The sequence below is a fragment of the Actinomycetospora corticicola genome (genome assembly GCF_013409505.1).
GTDB classification, from domain to species: Bacteria; Actinomycetota; Actinomycetes; order Mycobacteriales; family Pseudonocardiaceae; genus Actinomycetospora; species Actinomycetospora corticicola.
In genome coordinates this window covers 3,899,936-3,918,594 of record NZ_JACCBN010000001.1, presented here as the reverse complement: position 1 = coordinate 3,918,594, position 18,659 = coordinate 3,899,936, and the positions used below count along the sequence as shown (strand labels likewise).

The window sequence follows — 18,659 nt, the reverse complement described above, 5'->3', positions numbered from 1 at the left end:
GGTCAGGCCCGGCGTACCGGTCCGAGGACGGCGGTCTCCCGGTCGGCGGTGACGAGGTCGAGGCGACGCCAGAGGTTGCGGCCGAGCGCGACGACGCCGTGGTCGGGCAGCGTCCGCAGGGACTCGGCCATCGGCTCGGACAGCCGCCACAGCCGGGTGGCGAGGTCCGCCTCCTGCGGGGGCATCCGCCCGAGGAGCACGACGTCCGCGTCGTCGGCGGCGTCGGCCACGGCCGGTGTGAGGGCGGGCAGCACCAGCAGGGTGGTCCGCCAGGGACCGCCCGGCCCGGCCGACGGGTCCGGTCCGGACGGGGTGGCGCCCCGGTCCCGCACGGTGAGCAGGGCGTCGGTGTCCCCGGGGTGCAGGTCGGGCTCCTCCCCGGGCAGCTCGTCCGCGGGTCCGGCACCGACGTGCACGCGGCCCGGGTCGGCGGCGGCGCGCGCGATCGGCTCCCACGCCGCCGCCCGGCCGGTGGTGACGACGAGCCGGGCCCCCTGGGCGACCGTGCGCAGGGCGATCTGCCGGGCCAGGTGGAGCGCGCCGAGGACGACGATGCGGGTCGGCACCGGGCGCAGGACGGCGAGCGGGACCGGCGCCCCGGACGGGTCGGCCCCGAGCACGACCCCGGCAGGGGTGATCGGCACGCGCACGCCGTCGAGGGCGTCCACGGGCAGCCGGAGGGCGGGCGGGCGCCGGGCGGACGCGCGGCGGGTCACCCGGGACCGCCGCCGGGCAGGGTCGCGCGCAGACCGGCGGACTGTCGGCCGTGCAACGGCTCGAGGTGCACGCCGTGGGCGCGGGCGGCGGCGACCAGCTCGCGACCGGCCGCGACGACGTCGGTCGGGCCGAGCCCGGTGACGCGGACGTGCAGGTCGAGGCCCACCTCGCCCGGCTCGTCCGCGGCGACCAGGGCGAGCGCGACGGTCGAGACCGCGTCGGGTGCGACGAGCGCGTCGAGGTCGAGCGCGGGGCCGAGCGAGGTCGCCGCCCAGGTGGCGTGGCCGACCTCCCCGAGGACCACGGCGTCCCACCGCTCCTGCACACCCCCGGCGGTGCGGTCGAGATCGGCGCCGGCCGCCACGGCGACCGCCTCGCGCACGTCGGCGCGGTCGAGGGGACGGACGGGCGTGCCGTGGTCGGCGAGGACACGGCCGATGCGCGCCAGTGCCCCGACCAGCGCCCGGCGCGCCCCGAGCACACCGCCACCCCGGTCGGCCACCGCGTCGGGACAGCGCTGCGGGTCGAACCGCACCACCAGCCACAGACTCCGGTGCGCGGCGTCCGACAGCGGCCCGAGGACCTCGCGGTGCGCGGCCCGGGCCGGTCCGTCGGCGGCGCCGGGGCGGACGTGCCGCACCACGGTGAGCGCGTCGAGCACCACCCCGCGGTCGGACAACGCGGCCGCCAACGCCCCCACGGGGAGGCCGCCGGACCCGTCGTCGGGCGGGTCGAGGACCAGCGGCAGCCCGTCGGGGTCGGGGGCGAGCACGGCGCTCCACGCGCCGTCCATCCCGCCCAGCAGTGCCACCGCGCGCCCGTCGTGGTCCAGCGCGTCGACGACGTCGAGCGGACCGAGGGCCGCGTCGAGGGCGGACAGCCCGAGCCCGTCGTCGGGATCGGCGCCCGGGACCTCCCGCGGGCGGGCGCGGTGGCGCAGCGCGAGCACCGCCCAGGTGCCGAGCAGTTCCCCGCGCACGCGGACCAGGCCCGCGACGAGGGCCAGCGAGAGGACGATCCCGGCGAGGGGGAGCCCGGCGCCGGTCGCGAGGAGCCCCAGGGCGAGGACGAGGCCGAGCTCCGCGAGCAGCACGCCGGTGAGGGGCACCGGGCCGAGCGCCGGTTCCCCGGGGCGGCTGCTCACGACCGCCTCCGGCGGCGGACGACGAGCCCGGCGAGGACCACCGCGAGGAGGACGGCCACGCCGCCCGCGACCGCCGGCAGCGGGCCGACCGTCGCCGGGGGCGGCGCCGGTATCGGGGCGGGAGCGGCCGGTCGGGTCCCGGCGAGGGCGGCGGCGACGTCGAGCGCGCCCGCGCCGACCGCGACGGGTGCGGCCCCGACCACCGGCGCGGCCGTGTCCCGCAGCCGCGCGACGACCGCGGGGGCGGGCAGCGTGGGGAAGCGTGCGCGCAGCAGCGCCGCGGCGCCCGCCACGCGGGCTGCGGCGAAGCTCGTCCCGACGACGGGTCCCGGTGCCGAACCGGGCAGCGTGAGGTCGGCGGTGAGACCGGCCGACCGCGCGTCGAGGGCCGCGGGCACGCGCCCCGGCGCCGCGATCCCGACCCACGGCCCGGCCAGCGACGACGGGTCCGGGGTGCCGCCGTCGTCGAGGGCGCCGACGGTGAGCACCTCCTCCGGGTCGAGACCGAACCACGCCGGGACCGGCACCGTCACCACCCGCTGCGCCGCACCGGCGGGGTCGTTGGCCGGGCAGGCGGGCCCGACGTTGCCCGCGGCGGCGACGACCACGACGTCCCGCGCGGCGGCGTCGGCCACCGCCGCCCGCAGCGCGCCGACCGCGGACCCGGCGCCGCCGATCAGCGCCGCGGCCGGACGGCAGGCCGCGATCGCGAGCGTCAGCACCCGCACCCCCGGGACCGACGCGGCCGCGCGCACGGCCCGGGCCAGGACGGCCTCGTCACCGGCGCCCCCGGTGTCGGTGCGGTACCAGGCGGTGTCGGCGCGGACGGCCAGGACGCGGGCGCCGGGCGCGACGCCGACCACGCCGTCGTCCGGGCCGGGGGCGGCGGCCACGACCCCCGCGACCGCGGTGCCGTGCCCGTCGCAGTCGCTGCGCGCCGACCGGGCGGCCACGAAGTCCCCACCGTCCACGACCCCGCCGCTGAGCCGCGGGTGGGCGGCGACTCCGGAGTCGACGACCGCGACCAGCACCCCGTCCCCGCTCGCGCCCGGCACGGCGTCGGGCTCGCCGGACAGGGCGTCGAGCGGGCCGGGCGCCACGCCGGCCGGGCAGGGCCCGAGCGGGGCCAGGCCGGGCAGGGCGTCGGGCGCCCGCGGGAGCGCCGCGAGGGCCCCGGCGTCCGCGGCGGGGAGCGGCGGCGGGGCGACCGGGATCGCGGTCCCGACGCCGGGTCCGGCCACGGCCGGGACGGCGGGGGCGAGCAGCCCCGCCGTCAGGACCGCGCCGAGCACGACGCGGGTGAGGCCCCTCGCGGTCACAGCAGCCGCACCACCGCGAACAGGTCGGCGACCGCACAGGCGAGCGGGACGACGGCCGCGATCGCGACCCCCTCCGCCAGGTCCACGGCGCGCCGGAGGCCGGGGGCGGCCCGGCGTCGGGGGCCGATCGCGCCGAGCAGCACGACGGCCGCCCCGACCACGGCGGCCGCGAGGCCGATCCCGAGCCGCGCGGCCCCCGGTGCCGCGGCGGCGACCGCTCCGACGCCGATCGTCGCGGCCCCGGTGAGCGCCCCGAGCAGCAGGACCACCGCCGGGACGGCGTTGGCGTAGCTGCGCGAGCGCAGCGCGACCAGGACCACGAGCAGCACCCCGAGGACGGCCCCGGTGGTGCCGCGCCAGCCGGGCGCCGGCGCGAGTCCGAGGACCGCCACCGCGACGACGAGGACGGCGACCGTGCCCCCGGCGAGCCCGGTCAGCACCGCGTGCGCGCGGTCCGCCCGTCGGTCGAGCGCGGCCGGATCGCCCGGCGCGGCGTCGGATCCACCACCGGGGTCGGCGTCGGCCGCCGACAGCGGCACCTCCGGCAGCGGGAGCCGCGCGAGCAGGACGGCCAGGCGGGGCAGCACGGACAGGGCGACGAGGGCGAGCGCGCCGGCACCGGCGGCGACCGCCGCGGCCTCGACGGGGCCCGCACCGCGAGCCCCGGCGACCGCCCCGGCGACGGTGGTGACCGCTCCGGTGGCCGTGCCGAGCGCCGCCGCCGTCGCGAGCCCGGTGCCGACGGCGAGCGCCACCCGGTCGGTCCGCGGTGCCGCGAGCAGGACGGTGCCGGACGCGACCAGGGCGAGGGCGGACGCGACGAGCAGGTGCGCGCCTCCGAGGCCGGCGGTGAGCGGGGCGGCGTCGGGGCCGGGGACGAGCGCGAGGCCGCACACGGCCGCCGCGCCCGCGGCGACGACGACCAGGACGGCGGCCGGGCCGGCCCGGCGGGCCAGGCGTGGGGCGAGCGCGGCGAGCACGGTGCCCGCGAGGGCGACCAGGGCGGCGGCGCCCGCGGTGACCGCGCCGCCCGCCGTGCCCGGCCCGCGGCCGGCGGCGACCAGGGCCCCGAGCAGCGTGGTCCCGGCCACGACGCCGCCGATCAGGCCGCAGCGGTGGGCCCAGCCCGCGTCCCACGGCCGGAAGCCCGCGGGCCGGAACTCGGCCAGGGCGTCGACGACATCGTCGTAGAGCGGGGCCGGGGCGGCGTCCGCGCGGCGGCGCAGGACGAGCTGGTCCCCGTCGAGGACCCCGAGCTCGTCGATCGTGTGCCGCGGGTCGGCGGGGGCCTGCCCGAGCAGGGCGAGGGTCCAGCCCGTGGCCTCCGCCCGGTCCGCACTGCGGAGCGGGGTGTGGGCCGAGGTGCGGGCGGTGGGGCGCGGGTGGGCGGTGTCGGCGTCGGTGAGCTCGACCAGCACCGGGAGCAGCTCGCCGACCGGCACGTCACCCGGCAGCGCCAGGTCGACCCGGGTGGTGGGGGCGAGCACCGACACCCGGGTGACGGCGGCGACGGGCTCGGGCACGGCCGGGAGCACTCCGACGGCGGCCACCCCGCCCGTCGCGCCCGCCACCGGGGGGCCGCCGGGCCGGACCGGCGTGCTCGTGCGGCCGTTGCCGGTGCTCACCGGGCCACCTCCGCCTCCGTCGTCGACCCTGTCGGTTTCGTCCCCGACCGGGTGATCGGCTCCCTAGTATGGCCAGCGCACCGACCCGCGGTGGGGCGAACACGGAGATCCGCTCGGGTCGGCCGCGGAGGGGAGGGGCGTGGGCACGCAGGTCGTCCGGCGCGGGCCGCGCGAGGCCGCGCCGGTGATGCCGGGCGGCGAGCTCGCGCTCGAGGCGCCGCCCGAGGAACCGCGCGTCGCGCCCGCGGGCCTGCTCGCCCGGCTGCTGCCGGTGGTGATGGTGCTCGCCTCGGTGGGCTTCGTCGTGGTGCTCGGGATCGACAACCCGACGTCGTGGCTGTTCGGCGGGATGATCGCGCTCTCCACCCTCGGGATGGTGGCGGGCGGCTTCTCCCGCGGCGGTGCGCAGCGGCGGGCCGAGGCCGACGCCGAGCGCGCGGACTACCTGCGCTACCTCGCGCAGGTGCGTCGCCGGACCCGCGCGGTGGCCGCCGAGCAGCGCGCGAGCCTGGAGTGGACCCACCCGGATCCCGATGCGCTGGTGGCGCTGGCCCGCGGGCCGCGCACCTGGGAGCGCCGCCCGGGCGACCCCGACTTCGCCCACGTGCGGGTCGGCCGCGGCGCCCAACGCCTCGCCACCGCGCTCGTCCCGCCGCAGACCGGCCCGGTCACCGACCTGGAGCCGGTGACGACGGCGGCGCTGCGCCGGTTCGTCCGCGCCCACTCGGTGGTCGAGGCGCTCCCCACGGCCGTCTCGCTGCGCGCCTTCGCCGCGGTGGCGGTCACCGGACCGGACGCGAGCCCCGTCGGGCGGGAACGGCGCCGGGCGCTGGCGCGGGCCCTGGTCGCGCAGCTGGTCACGTTCCACTCGCCGGACGACCTCCGGCTCGCCGTCGTCTGCGGGGCGGACCGGCGGGCGGACTGGGAGTGGGTCAAGTGGCTCCCGCACGTCGCGCACCCGCGGCTGCACGACGGGGCCGGGCCGGTGCGGATGATCGCCTCGTCGCTGGCGACCGTCCGGGCGTGGCTCGCCCCGGAGCTCGCCGACCGGGCGCGGTTCAGCCGCGGTGCCGCGCCGACCGCGCCGCACGTGGTGGTGGTCTGCGACGGCGGGGTGGTCGCCGACGACGCGGCGCCCGGGGACGACCCGGCCGAGGAGGGGCTCGTCGGCCTCACCCTGATCGACCTCGGCGCGCGGCTCGACACCCTCGTCGCGCGCCGGGGCCTGCGGCTCGTGGTGGCCCCCGACCCGGAGCGGCCCGGCTCCGACCGGATCGGGGCCGCCACCGACGTCGGCGTCGAGTGGTTCGGCCGGCCCGACGTGCTCCGCGAGCCGGAGGCCGAGGCCCTCGCCCGCCGGCTCGCGCCGTGCCGCACGCCCGCCTCCGCGCCCGAGGGGCCCGGGCCCACGACGCCGGGGCTGCTCGACCTGCTCGGCGTCCCCGGGACGCCCGACACCTTCGACGTCGGCGCCGCCTGGCGGCCGCGCGCCCCGCGGGACCGGCTCCGCGTGCCGTTCGGGCTGGGGGAGGACGGCGAGCCGGTGGAGCTCGACCTCAAGGAGGCCGCCCAGGAGGGGATGGGACCGCACGGGCTCTGCGTCGGGGCCACCGGTTCGGGCAACTCCAAACACGGGTTGAGCGCACGGTACGGGCAGGTCCTGACCTGCGACTACTCGCGCAGCATCCCAAGTTGACGCCGTAGGTCCGCCTCATCCCACCGCGCATGGCCGCCGGGTGTGAGGAACGTCGGATGGAGCTTCCCGGCCGTGGTCCATCGGTTGAGGCTCCGTTGGCTCACGCCTACCCGGCGGGCCGCTTCGGTGGTCCGAAGTAGAAGGGCCATCACAGCCACTCGCCCGGCTGCCGTGGTGCGTCTGCCATCTCAGGGGCGAACGGGGGAGGGTCGCCCGGCCGTTCTGTCTGCCAACCTCTTCGGACCTCAGCGGCAAGCCACCCGAGAGGTAGACCGATCAGCACCCCTAGCAGAACCCTCACCCGTCCACGATCCGTCGGACAGAGTTGCGGTGATACCCGGTCAGCTCTGCTACCTCAGCGATCGTGACTCCTGAGCTGATAGCCGCACGCATGGCTTCCCTGAGCTGAGCGTCTGCCTGATCCGCCACGATGCGGACCGCTTCCCTCTCACGGATAGCTTCGTTGAGTTGCTGCCGTGCCTCCCGCTGGTCCACCACGGCAACGTGACAGCGCACAGTCGTTGGTTATGACGACGGTTCACCTATGCACACTCGTAGTGCACACTACGTCCTATGAAGCGGTACGTTCTCCACGCCCGGCTGTTCGCTGGCCCCCTCTGCTCCCCGGTCAAGAACGAACTACAGGCAGCAGAGGGGGACGACTTGGCCGCTTTGGAGGAACTAGCCGACGACTACCGGGAACGCGGCTTCCGGGTCTGGGTCTACGAACGCCGGTCTTCTACGTTCGGCGGGGTGCTCTCCCTTCATGTCCTGACTGAGCGGTGAACACAACTGCGAGACCCATGGCTAGCCACGGACTGATCAGGTAGGCGCATCCGAGCGCCAGCAGCAGACCGATGAACCAACGATGCAGGGTGATATTCACGGTTGACCTTCCTGGTGAGTGGCGGTAGGAGAGCACAACGACACCCCTCCGCTACAACTCGGATCGACGTGAGCACAACCACCGGCAACCGGCTTGCACGGGACGAATCCGACGACGGCACCAAGCCTGCCCATCGCACCCCTTGGACCGCCAGGGGGTGGGGCACATGCACAACATGCACACGAAGACCTGTCGGTTGACCCTCTCCAAGCAGGCGTAGCGTCCGGCTGACTACTCTTCCCGGTGTGAGCACGCTAGCTACGTCTGAGCGCACCGGAGTTGAGAACCTATTGGTGGCGGTCGACATCGGGGAACGACCACGGCTAGGGCAAGTCTCTACAAACAGCAGCCTGCTCGCCGAAATCTATGCCGAATGCTTCGAAGCGATGCTCACGCACAATTTCACGGACTTGTTGTTCAAGGAGCCTCGACCTCAGCCAGACCTGTGGATCAAGCGCATGTCCCTGGCAAGTCCGTGGGAAGTGGTCCTTTCGGAAGCGCTACGCGGAACACCGATCGCCACAGGCGCTGCGGTCGGTTACGGCGCTCTACGTGCCATGAAGTACGTGCTCGATTACAAGATGAGGTGGGACAACCACAAGGTTGAGCGGACCCGCAAAGAGCTAGACAACGAGCGCGAGAGACTCCGATTTAGCATCGAAGCAAGTAAAGCGTTCGAAGACGCATTTGACCTTGAGTGGCAGAGGCACCCAAATAGTCCGCCGGGGTACCGACAGCTAGCTGATAACGTATACGACCTTGCACCGTTGTTAGAAGTTAAGTCGGTATCGGACGACGACCCCCGTTCCTGAACTGATGCTTACCGGCGGTTGTTACCCCGGTTGGTAAGCAGACACGCATAGCCACCTGAGATATCTCATGCTTGCGTTGACCAGCTTCGGCCCGACAGGTGAGGGTTTGCTGCATGACCGACTCACCGCTCTTCACGATTGCCGTTCTGCCGGATCGTTCCGTGCGCCTCCACATCGGACCTGGATTCACCCCGGAAGACGTAGACTTGGCCGTCGAAGCTGTAGGGAGGGTGACTGACTCCCTTAGCTAAAGCGATCTGGCTTAGCCCCTCAGCTCCCCCCTGGTTGAGGGGCTTTGTCGCGTCCAAGGACGGTCTTACACCGACACGGCACGAGGGAGTTTCAGGCTGCCGTGGGTGGACGAGGAAGGCTTCCTCGTGGGCACCGTCGAACTCCCCGTAGGCCTGCCGTCGGACGACGAGGATGACCCTGGTGTGTGACCGGCCTGTCTTTACTTGTCACTCGGGACCGTTCGTGCTGCGTAGTCACTAGCGGAATATCTCCAGTAGTACCGCGCGGTCACGATACGGCTCCGGGCCGGTTTGTCGTGTGCTCTGATGTGGGCATTGCCGTCTCACACGAGGTGGCTCCGCTAGCGAAAGGACACAGGGTTATGGACGAGGCTGCTATTCTGTCCGTGGCCGTTCTGGAGAGTGGTGAGGTTCAGCTCCACCCCGGCCCTAAGTTCACGGGCGATCACCTGGAGCTGATGATGGAGGCCGGGGGTCTCGTGACGCTTGCCGTTGCCGCTACGGCTCCATGAGTGGCGGAGCAGAAGTGACCGGCACTCCGGACCCGAACGACGAGGAAGCCGACTACTGGCGACGCTCGGAAGAGGAGTACGACGAGGGACACCAGGACGGTTCCCGACGGCCGGAGCCGGAAGAGTAACCGGTGGCGCTAGCGGTTCTCGTCCTCGTCGTGTTCCTGGCCGTTCTCGGAGCCCTCGTCCTGTCCCCTAGGCACGCACGAGTCCGACGCGCGTTCTTCCGGCAGGGAGTCACGCCAGGGAAGGCCCTAGGGCTGATCTGTCTCGCGTTCGGACTCCTGGGAGTCCTTCTGTGGGCGGTCGACTGACGGACCGTCAGAGAGGCACACAGGCCCCGGTTCGAGCTTCTCCACGAGGGAGGCCCGGCCGGGGCCTCGTCGTGTCCGTGCCCGTTGCTACCGTTCTCTCGGACCCGGAGCCCGACTAGCAGAGAGACGACGAGGGATCACGTGCCACGGCCGGTCTAGGTGGATCGGTCACAGGCGGCAGTAAGCCACCCGGTTTACGTGCTGAGGCCCTTGCCATCTCTAGGGGTACCGCCGTGTCCGTTCTCGATGCCGCCCGGTCGTTCTCCGGTGCGTTCGCCGTTCTCCTCCTGGCCGCTGTCGTGGTCGCCGTTCTGGCCTGCCTCGTGGTCTGCCTCGTCGCACTGATCCGGGCCGACCGGCCGGACGTTCCGGCCGTCACGAGGGCACTCGGAGAAGTGGTCCGGGCCTTCCTGTCGCCGTGGCGCCGTGGTCGCTAGCTGGAGCACCGGCAGGCCCTCCGCTCCGCTCCGGGACCGGCCTTGATTCTCACGCTGCGTATATGAAACGAGCCAGCCGGCGACCCCCTTTCGTAGACGGAGAGTGACATTGGCACCCGGATTCCCGGTGCGTTCCTACGCTCCACCTCGTCGGGATGATGCACCGGCTACAAACCGGTCCCTAGGGTCCGTGGTACCTCCTACGGCCATCCGTCCGGAGACTGGAGCACGAGCCCGCAAAACAGCAGCTCAGGGCACGCGTGGTACTCCGATTCCAAACCGGTCGCTAGGGTTCTTGGTATCCCGCACGGGGACCGGCCGATACGGTCGAACAGCACGAGGACGAGGAAGGGAGGCAGGGATGGCACGAGCAATGGCACGGGGATCGTCCCTGCCGGTGGAAAGGTTCGGCTAGACGACGAGGAGTCGTCCGGTCCGGCCCGTTCTAGGGGATTCCTAGGGCGGGTCTTTTTTGTGCTCATAAGGCATAGAGCTAACTAATGAATTGTGGAGTGACGAGACGTATGCCCGAAACGAGGCGTAAGGAAGTCCTGGAGCCATGGGTGAAGGATTACGCGGCACAGGTAGTGGCACAGGCTCCGCCGATGACTCCGGCGCTGATCGCCCGACTCAAGGCGATTCCGGGGACGCTGAGCCCTCGTCCTGTAGCCACCTAGGCGGATGACCGTCTGAGAGGCCCTAGGAGCTATCTAACGCTCCACGGGTCCAACTACCCGGTTCGAGCTCACGAGGGCCGGAGCGGGCGAATGAGCAACCAAGACAACGCCGTGACCAGCGGTTCAGGTAGAGCAGCACTTAGAGGATTCCTATGCCTAGGCGGAGAGACGTTGCGTGCCTCGTCAGCACAAGTGAGCTGGAGCAGAAGCACGGAGTTCGGAACGCGGTTGAGCGCGTCAAGGGATGGCTCCGTGACGGACTGATCCACGAGGCGGGTCGGTACTTCCCGCCGTCGGGGCCGATGGTCCCGCTATATCCCGGAGAACGAGCACTAGCCCTAGCGAACGGAGACGCGTGATGGCTGACGTAGAGAAGTACGGAGAGGGCAACCGGAACACGACGATTCGGGGCCTGGAGGGGGAGAGGTTCGGACTCCTCGTGGTCCTCCGTTATTGCCCGTTCTCCGAACGGCCGGAGAGTGCCCGGCAACGGAAGGACGGAGCGTGGTGGTACTGCCGTTGTGATTGCGGGTCGGAGAAGGCCATCCGCGGAACGAATCTCAAGCAAGGTGCTTCCCGGAGTTGTGGGTGCCAGTCGCGCCGGTACGGATTCCGCGCGGCGTGATGGACGAGGGCCTAGACGACGAGGCGGAGCGTCTCGTGAACGAGCACCGGCCGGGCTGGAATAGTCGACTAGGGGACGAGTGGTGACCAGTGAGAGGTTCCCGGTTCTGTCCCTAGCGGAAGCGTTCGAGCGTGCCAGTCGGACGGAACGATGGGTGTTCCATGAAGTCATCTCCTCCAGCATCACGACTCTCTACGGACCGTCGAATGTAGGGAAGTCCTACCTCGTCGCGTCCATGCTTCTCTCCCTCATGGTGGACGGGAGGGAGTTCCTGGGAATGCAACCGGTGGACGAGTCGAAGGACTGGCGTCCAGCCATCCTCTGCACGGACCCCGGTTCTCCGGAGGAGTACGCACAGAGAATCTATGCGGGAGTTCCTGACGCTAACGCTCTAGACGTACCGATGTACCGAACCGGGATGACTAAGACTCCGGAGGAGTGGCGTGACCTCACCTCACTCCTGATCGGCACCGGCCGGAACTTTGTCGTCCTGGACAACTTGAATGGCAGCACCGGGGACCCGAATGACACGGCTGCCGCCACGGTCGTCTATGACGGCTTAGACCTCCTCGTGAGCCGGGGGATTCCCGTTGTGGTCCTCCACCACGAGACGGAGAAGTACGCAACGAAACGGGGGGCGGCACCCATGGGTACCGGGGTGCCTGTCCAGAAGTCCCGTGCGTGGATTCAGGTTCGGCAGACCGCTAGGCGTCGACTCCGGGGCGGGAATACCGGCCTGTATGTCCAGGGGAACGGACTCGCACAACCGGCGGAGATTATCGCTCAGCCGCTAGCCGGGCCGGACTACCGCGTACTCAGTCACGGGCCGGTGGAGCCGGAGGAGCAGCACGAGGAAGCCGGGGACGAGTCACAGGCTCCAGCCGGACGGGAGAGGGGCAGGAAGGCCCTCACGGACGCACAGGCGGCCGCTATGGCTGCCGTGGTGGCTCAGGAGTGGCCGGAGAAGTCCGGCCGTGCCGTAGCCGGTGAGCTAGCTAAGAGGTTCCCCGGTGTGCTGACGGAGAGCACCGCTCAGACGCACATGACCGGCAACGGGAAGATCAGGCGACGGCTCCAGCGGGAAGGCGACCGGTGGTCGCTCCGGTGAGTGGTGATGATGATGGTTCCCCCTTATATATCCCCCTCCTCATCACATCATCACTACCTAGGACCTTGTCGTGATCGGTCCTCCACTTAATTGACCGGACTCCGTCCGTGCCTGGGTGTCTTGAGATGGCCTAGGAACAGGGCGGAGCCCTAGCGGAGCCCTGGGTGGCTCCGTCCATCCCTAACGCAACACAGGTGACCTATGCCTAGGTACTCAGACCAGGATCAGAGAATCCATAGGTGGATGGAGAACGTAAAGGAAGGCCGTAGGCCGGGAGAGAGTGACGAGGAGTGGAAGGCACGGTTTGCCGTTCCTCCACCTCTCCTAGGCGGAGTTCTGTTGTTCGGGCTGGAGAACGGTGAGTCCAGCCTTGACCGGATGACCGGGAAGAGATGGGGCACGTTATGACGGACTGGATTGTGTGGCCGGTAGAGACGGACATGACTCGTGACGAGACACAGGTTCATTGCTCGGAGAGGTAGAGAACTATGGCGCCGATGAGTTGCTTCTGTAAGACGCTCGGAGTCCCGTGCACGCATGACTTCTCCCCGAAGTTCATTACGGCACAGGAACGCCGTAGGCGGGAAGAGGAAGCCATGGAGCGGATCAGGAATATGACGTCACCGGAAACGGGGCAGGCCGAAGCCGGCGACCCCCTACCAAGTGACGATTAGTAGAGGAGTGTCACCTCGTCGGGGTGCCATTCCGAACAGTCGGGGCGGAGTCGGTCGTCACTCTGTCCCCGGTGCGAGATAGCGACGATCAGGCGACACCTAGAGTCAATTGGAAGAGAGCAACGATGAACGAGAACGACACTGACGCAGTGATCGCGCACGAGGACCGTGTGGCCGCTGCCCGTGACCGGGCGAACGACCGGCGGGATAAGGCGGACGCGAACGCGTATCGAGGCCTCATGGCCTCGTCCGACACTTCCCGGTATGAGGAGATGGCTGGACAGCGCGAGACGATCGGAGCGGCACTGAGCCGGGAGGCAACGGCTGGAGCCGGGGCCTACTCACCCGGTGCCCTAGGCGATGCCGGGAAGGTCCTCGTTGCCGCCCGTGACGCGTACGTGGCCGGGCAGAACGGCGCTGCGGTTGCAGCCTCGTCGGTGAAGCGCACGCTTGACGATCAGCTAGCGAATCCGGCCGGGAAGGTGGCCGTTGCGGAGGAGCTGATTGAGTCCGGTCGTCGGGAACTAGGGAAGGCTTCCGCGGACGCTATGGCGCTAGCCGACACGGCTATTGCTCTGCTGACGGAGGATGCACTTCCGAAGGTTCCTGCCGGTCAGGAAATGGTTGCCCGCGAGGATGCGAAGATGCTTCTCGGAGCGGCTCATTCCGCCGTGTCCGCACAGGCTGCCGCTGTCCGGTACGTGGAGCAGCATGACGATTCGGTGGCAGCGATGCTTGCCGACCGGCATTGGCTCAAGATGTACGTAACCGGCCGGGGATGGTCGGGCACCGATGTTGACCGGCTGTACGACGCTATCTCTAGTGCTGCCGTTCGGAAGGCTGCCACCTCGTCGGACTCCCGCCGGAAGGCGAGTGCCCTAGCCATCGGGCACGCACAGGGAATCCGCCGTGCCGCCGGTTCTCTTCCGACCCTGGGTGCCACTCTCGATCCTCGCCGTTCCCGGTAATGGCAGGGGTAGACCTAGCCGGTAGGCGGTTCGGCCGGTGGCTAGTCCTGGAGCCCGCTGAGCCGGTGCCCTGCCGGAACGGTGGCAGGAATACCCGGTGGACTTGCCGGTGCGATTGCGGCATCACGAGGCCGGTCTACACATCGGGACTCGTGTCCGGCCGTACTGAGTCCTGTGGGTGCGGGAAGGCGGATAGGCAGCGTGCCTCCCGTACCCAGCTAGCGGTGCCCGGCTAGGACGAGACAGGAATCCGGGAAGGGTGCAGTGCTGATCTAGCGCTGTGCCCTTCCTCCCTTCTGTGCACCCCCTTGATATGCCCCCCTGCTCTATCCACCCGGTAGGTAGGTATGCCTCACCCCCTGTACTGCCTGGGCCTAGCCCTATGCCATGCCCCCCTCATATCCATAGCCCTCACGCTATGCATTGCACTAAGCAATAAGCACAAGAGCAATAGCATGCTGAGCACACAACAACAGTGATGCGTACGCATATGCCTTGACCATACGGCTTGCCCTCATGGCATGACATGCACGCCAACACAACGCAAGCGTTGCGATGCGAATTGTTGTTTTGTTTTTCTCTTTTGCTTTTTCTTCTTTCTTATTGACAAAGTCTGTGTGCGGTCGAGCTGGAGCGCGTCGACGCGTCGCGATGCCCCCCTAGCCGGGGGGTGCCCCCTCCAGCCATGGACTACGGGACCGCCGGGGAGGGCTGTCTAACCAGCGCCGGGTTCAAAAAGTTCGTTCTTGCAGGTACTGCATCTCCTTCATGGGCCCAACTCCTCGTCGTAGTTTGGCCGGTAGATCGATCTGAATTCCAACATAGGCTCGATGTCGACCTCCAAGGCGGAGCAGACTCTCCCTAGAACCTGCAAGAATTGATTGTAATACCATAAAGCAGAAACGACAGAAGAGGTGTCGTCTTGCAGTACTGCGAGGGCCTCAGTATTGATGGAAAAGCCCGTACCCGAACTCGACGAGGGAAGGACAAGTTCCACCCTTCCCGAGAGTGGTGGTTCGGCATACGCCTTTAGAATCTCTACAGCGTTGGGCTTATGTAGATATTCATCAAGTAGGTGCAAGTCGTACTCGGAGATTCCAGACGCTTGCTCTAGGTAGTCGAAACGCGGTAGAAGATCAGTCATTATCGTGTTTAGCTTGGAAATCGCGATTCGGTGGTTGTCTGGGCGACCGAGCATTGAAAGCGCCTCTAATCCGATGAAGCCATCCAGGTGGTCGTGCTGGACGCTATCAAGGAGCTCTTCCAGGTGTGCTTTGGATTGTCCAAGACTCTTGTCGTGTTTCCAAACAGCGCCTTGATCGTAAGCTTGGAGGGCACTAAGTAACATCGCTACTTTCACAACGGCGGCGTGCGCCTCTGAGAGTTTCCCGACGAGAAGGCTAAGAACGATCCCGGTCCCGGCCCGCCCTAGATCGAGGACGTTCTTCCTCAAGAGGTATTCCAGCGTCTTGAGCTCATTCTCTCGTTGTCGCTTCTCGAGAAGCCACTGGATGCCATAAAAGGCCACCGGGATTCCAAAGCACGCCGCAGTCAAACCGGATGCGAGGTTGACGATGAAACCCGTCTTGTCCCACCAGCCAGTCTCACCTTGTGGGAAGGGCGCGAAGAGACCCACGGCCGTAAGAGCGATTCCCAGTGGAACCAGCAGCCACAGAGGTCGTTTCAGCGCTTTGGGCACGAGCTGGAGGTCCCAAGACGGAAGCTTGCTCACCTTTCCGCCAGAAGCAGGGTGTGGCGATCAATCTCCGCAATGAGCGGTGTGAGCCATGCGCGCCTCTGCGACAGCTCCAGCTCTAAGCCGGTGAGGACGCGCGACCACTCGTCCAGGACCACAGTCGGCCCGGCACCGGTCGGCAACCGCGCGCGCATTCGCCGACAAGGGTGTAGGAGGTCCGTTTCCGCAGCGCCGTGTAGGACCGAGAGAATCTGAGCTAGGGAAGCGTTCGGAGTGGGCGCAATGCCGTTAGAGATGGACCGATCCGCGATGACTCGTCGTTGGTGGTCGAGTCGCTCAAGAGCGTCGTCTCTAGCGACTTGTGGAGGCTGCGGGTCCTCGTAGGGTAAAAGCACTTCGTCTGGACGCGAGACGACAGATTGCTTGCGACCGTTGCCCTTGACCGTCCGGGAGTGCCTTCCTGCGGTTTGGCTTGCCGCGCTGCGCGCTCTCTGTAGTTCTGTAATGAGCTGCATAGATATGCACTTATCCTGGGCTTCTCCCCGGCCGATTCCCCAGATGCTTAGGAAGTCCGCTTCGATCGCTAGAAGGTTCCGGAGGGACAGTAGGATTGCTTCCTCTCGCGCTATCCTCTTCGCACGGTCGTCTAGGAGCTTCTGCAGGACGAAGAAGGCCGTCGGGATGCCGATGCACGCCGCGGTGAGGCCAGAGACAAGGTTGACGACAAACCCAGTGGTGTCCCACCAGCCCTGTGGGGCCTCAGGCAGCCCTCCCCACACGCCGACCACGAAGAGGATGGCCCCGACAGGGTAGAGCAACAGCAGTCCTCGGCTGAGCCTCCGCGTCACGGGAGTGAGGCTAGGCGGACAGACGGCGGCGAGTGAAGCCAGCCCTCCCGTGTGGGGGCGGAGCGGGGCCGTTTCCATGTCGGGCACCAACGGTCTTCTCAGCCCCAGGAACGGGCTCCCTCATCCCGCATGGGTCGGGCCGTTGAGCAGCTAGCGGCCGTTCCGTGGCCCAGGCCTAACCTGGAGACCATGGTTCCTACCTACTCGCCGGAAGAGTCGGCTCAGCTAGCTCAGGGGATCGGTGCGGTTGCAATCGCTAGCGCGGGGACGGATGAACTTCTGCGGTGGGTGCTGATGAGCCTCTACCGCTCTCGGGCCGCGATTCCGGTCGTAGAGGGGCAGTCGACGTCATGGCTCCGTTGGGCCGTCAAGGTCGGTGTGGACGAGGCTAATGACCTCTCCGGCACGGTGGAAATGTTGCGAGTATTCAAAGAGCGAGTTGACGCTATCGGTCCGCTCGCAGAGAGTCGCAATTGGATAATCCACGGAACGTGGAGGCGGGCGTCTCTGTCCCCGGACAGTAAGGTGAATCCCCGACCCTTTGGCAACGACGAAGAGGACGGGACACCTGTGCTGATCTGTTCCAAAAGTCGCCTGAAAGGAAATCTTACGCAGAAGGCGTTTTCTATCGGCGATATTGAGCGCATCGCTGATGAGTACCACGCACTCAATCTCCAGATCACACGGGAATGGCAGGAGATTCGACCACCGATGCCGGACGGCTGGTTAGCAGGTAGCTTATATTAAGGAGCCCCGCCCTGGAATCTTCCGGGACGGGGCTTCTCGTCGTTTCAGGGCTTATTTGTCCGTGTGATCGTGCTCCGGGACGTTGGGCTCACCGACGAGAGTAAGAGGGTTGAGCTTAGGGGTCACCTGGACGCTTTCCGGATCGAATACCGGGCCACGCTTCTCCGTGGGCAGGATGGAGACCTGGAGGGCAGATCCGACCACCTTGCGCTTCTCTTCGATGGAGAGGGCTTCCCACTTCTCCGGGACTTCCCCCGGAGTCTTCACGTTGTCAAACATCGGGAGACGGTTGGACGGAGCGGTAAGCCGGTCCATTTCCTCCCTGATCTGTGCCTCACGGTCGCGGTTGCGGTCCACGGCAGAACGGAACTCCGCACGGCTCATGTACCCGTCCGCGTAGTCCTCCTGAAGTTCCGTAGCGCGTGCCTGGACGGCCGTTAGCTCCGTGGTGAGCCTGGACCATTCCGGGGTGACGGAAGCCCCCGGCTTGGAAGCCATGAGCTTATTGACGCCGATGAACGCGGTAAGCCACTCCACCATCTCTGCATTCACAAGAGCGTCCGTCTTGTCGGCATTGCGAGAGAGGTGATTAGGTCCGGTGCCCTTTCCGCCGTTGCACACGTAGCGGGTAGCGCGACCACCACTAGCGGAGGTTCGGACCTTGCTTCCGCAGACTCCACAAAGGTAGATGCTGGAGCCCAGGTAAGAGGGCTGATTGCCGGGGGAGGTCTTGCGCTTAGGGTCCTCCAGAATGGCGACCACAGCCAGGCGCTCATCCTCCGTCACGATGGCATCCCAGGAAGCCTTACCAACCGCTGCGTGAGAACGGTTCACCTTGCGGACCTTGTTGCCGTTGTCATCCTCGTCCCACTCGGTGGGCGCATACTTCACCATTCCGGAGTTCCTGGGGCGACGGAGAAGGTCACGAACTGCGAGAGGACTCCAGTCCTTTCCGGCGGAGGTCTTCACGCCACGGGTGTTCAGGTCCAGGGCGATAGATCGAAGAGAGCCGCCACGGAGAACGGTAGCGGTAGCGTTCCTGATCTCCTCCGCCTCAGACTCCCGGATGGTCACGCCGTCACTCTCGAAACCGAACGGGCGACGACCACCGAGAAACTTCCCAGCTTTGACATTCTCCCGGACTTTACGGCTTACGCGCTCACCGATCCGCTCAGCTTCCGCCGCGTCCCACGCCGCAATCGTGCGGGCAACGGCCCGGCCGTCCGCCGTTGAGAAGTCAGCGTCACCGCTTGCAACGGTACGAATCCGCACCTTGTGACGCTCCGAAAGCTCAATCAGAGTTTCGTACTCTTTCGGCCGACGGGTGAGACGAGAAGCCGAATAACCCAGGATGACGTCAAACTTCCCGGCTCTTGCGTCGCCGATCATCCGGTCATACTCGGGACGCTTTTTCGTGCTCTTCGTAGAGGCACCCTTGTCGTTGTCCACATACTCACCGACTACGGTCCAACCCTCACGCTCAGCGCGGTTCAGGCAGTCCTCCCGCTGTCGCTCCACCCCTAGGGCATCGCCGTCCCGGTCGGAGCTGATCCGCAGGTAGAGGACAACGCGGAGGGCGGTGAGAAGAGCGGACATAGAGTGA

The 18,659-nt window shown here is 68.2% G+C and carries 14 protein-coding genes; 6 read left to right on the top strand and 8 right to left on the bottom strand.

Annotation, left to right across the window (positions count from 1 at the left end; translation table 11 throughout):
- Positions 1 to 2 precede the first annotated feature (2 nt).
- The 4 genes from BJ983_RS18975 to eccD are packed head-to-tail and all read right to left on the bottom strand — an operon-like array spanning position 3 to position 4,805.
- Positions 3 to 716 (bottom strand): hypothetical protein, encoded by a 714-nt coding sequence (locus BJ983_RS18975; protein WP_179795251.1) that lies wholly within the window; start codon positions 714 to 716, stop codon positions 3 to 5.
- Positions 713 to 1,861 carry a type VII secretion protein EccE gene (gene eccE / locus BJ983_RS18970; RefSeq protein WP_179795250.1) on the bottom strand — a complete coding sequence of 383 codons (1,149 nt, stop codon included), beginning with the start codon at positions 1,859 to 1,861 and terminating at the stop codon, positions 713 to 715. The genes BJ983_RS18975 and eccE overlap by 4 nt, the downstream gene beginning before the upstream one ends.
- Complete coding sequence (locus BJ983_RS18965) at positions 1,858 to 3,180, bottom strand: S8 family serine peptidase (RefSeq protein ID WP_179795249.1); 1,323 nt, start codon at positions 3,178 to 3,180, stop codon at positions 1,858 to 1,860. Before BJ983_RS18965 ends, eccE begins: the two co-directional genes overlap by 4 nt.
- Positions 3,177 to 4,805: a type VII secretion integral membrane protein EccD gene (gene eccD / locus BJ983_RS18960; protein ID WP_179795248.1), complete on the bottom strand. Its 1,629-nt coding sequence runs from the start codon at positions 4,803 to 4,805 to the stop codon at positions 3,177 to 3,179. The genes BJ983_RS18965 and eccD overlap by 4 nt, the downstream gene beginning before the upstream one ends.
- Before the next feature lie 139 nt (positions 4,806 to 4,944).
- Here eccD and BJ983_RS18955 point away from each other — a divergent pair, with 139 nt between their 5' ends.
- Positions 4,945 to 6,501 carry a hypothetical protein gene (locus BJ983_RS18955; RefSeq protein WP_179795247.1) on the top strand — a complete coding sequence of 519 codons (1,557 nt, stop codon included), beginning with the start codon at positions 4,945 to 4,947 and terminating at the stop codon, positions 6,499 to 6,501.
- Here the strand turns inward: BJ983_RS18955 and BJ983_RS32725 are convergent.
- On the bottom strand, positions 6,477 to 6,650 hold the full coding sequence (locus BJ983_RS32725; RefSeq protein WP_179797995.1) for a helix-turn-helix domain-containing protein: 174 nt from the start codon (positions 6,648 to 6,650) through the stop codon (positions 6,477 to 6,479). The genes BJ983_RS18955 and BJ983_RS32725 overlap by 25 nt on opposite strands.
- A 424-nt stretch (positions 6,651 to 7,074) precedes the next feature.
- Here BJ983_RS32725 and BJ983_RS18945 point away from each other — a divergent pair, with 424 nt between their 5' ends.
- The 4 genes from BJ983_RS18945 (at position 7,075) to BJ983_RS18930 (ending at position 13,765) form a co-directional block, all read left to right on the top strand.
- Positions 7,075 to 7,287 carry a hypothetical protein gene (locus tag BJ983_RS18945; RefSeq protein WP_179795246.1) on the top strand — a complete coding sequence of 71 codons (213 nt, stop codon included), beginning with the start codon at positions 7,075 to 7,077 and terminating at the stop codon, positions 7,285 to 7,287.
- Positions 7,288 to 7,632: 345 nt separating this feature from the next.
- On the top strand, positions 7,633 to 8,199 hold the full coding sequence (locus BJ983_RS18940) for a hypothetical protein (RefSeq protein ID WP_179795245.1): 567 nt from the start codon (positions 7,633 to 7,635) through the stop codon (positions 8,197 to 8,199).
- 2,898 nt (positions 8,200 to 11,097) lie between these two features.
- Entirely contained in the window at positions 11,098 to 12,123 is a 1,026-nt protein-coding gene (locus tag BJ983_RS18935) for an AAA family ATPase (protein WP_179795244.1), read from the top strand.
- 799 nt (positions 12,124 to 12,922) lie between these two features.
- Complete coding sequence (locus BJ983_RS18930; protein WP_179795243.1) at positions 12,923 to 13,765, top strand: hypothetical protein; 843 nt, start codon at positions 12,923 to 12,925, stop codon at positions 13,763 to 13,765.
- Between the two features lie 766 nt (positions 13,766 to 14,531).
- On the opposite strand, the gene BJ983_RS18925 is transcribed toward BJ983_RS18930, so the two are convergent.
- Complete coding sequence (locus BJ983_RS18925; protein ID WP_179795242.1) at positions 14,532 to 15,497, bottom strand: hypothetical protein; 966 nt, start codon at positions 15,495 to 15,497, stop codon at positions 14,532 to 14,534.
- A complete protein-coding gene (locus BJ983_RS18920; protein WP_179795241.1) occupies positions 15,494 to 16,309 on the bottom strand; it encodes a hypothetical protein in 816 nt (271 codons plus the stop codon). Before BJ983_RS18920 ends, BJ983_RS18925 begins: the two co-directional genes overlap by 4 nt.
- 294 nt (positions 16,310 to 16,603) lie before the next feature.
- Here BJ983_RS18920 and BJ983_RS18915 point away from each other — a divergent pair, with 294 nt between their 5' ends.
- On the top strand, positions 16,604 to 17,056 hold the full coding sequence (locus tag BJ983_RS18915) for a hypothetical protein (RefSeq protein WP_179795240.1): 453 nt from the start codon (positions 16,604 to 16,606) through the stop codon (positions 17,054 to 17,056).
- A gap of 51 nt (positions 17,057 to 17,107) precedes the next feature.
- Here BJ983_RS18915 and BJ983_RS18910 read toward each other — a convergent pair whose 3' ends face one another.
- Positions 17,108 to 18,652, bottom strand: coding sequence for a recombinase family protein (locus BJ983_RS18910; RefSeq protein ID WP_179795239.1), 1,545 nt, complete (start codon positions 18,650 to 18,652; stop codon positions 17,108 to 17,110).
- Between the last annotated feature and the right edge of the window lie 7 nt (positions 18,653 to 18,659).

Bases quoted from the DNA above. Each gene is read 5' to 3' on its own strand.
- BJ983_RS32725 (WP_179797995.1), bottom strand. From the start codon at position 6,650: ATGGCCCTTCTACTTCGGACCACCGAAGCGGCCCGCCGGGTAGGCGTG.
- BJ983_RS18945 (WP_179795246.1), top strand. From the start codon at position 7,075: ATGAAGCGGTACGTTCTCCACGCCCGGCTGTTCGCTGGCCCCCTCTGC.
- BJ983_RS18930 (WP_179795243.1), top strand. From the start codon at position 12,923: ATGAACGAGAACGACACTGACGCAGTGATCGCGCACGAGGACCGTGTG.
- BJ983_RS18915 (WP_179795240.1), top strand. From the start codon at position 16,604: ATGAGCCTCTACCGCTCTCGGGCCGCGATTCCGGTCGTAGAGGGGCAG.
- BJ983_RS18910 (WP_179795239.1), bottom strand. From the start codon at position 18,652: ATGTCCGCTCTTCTCACCGCCCTCCGCGTTGTCCTCTACCTGCGGATC.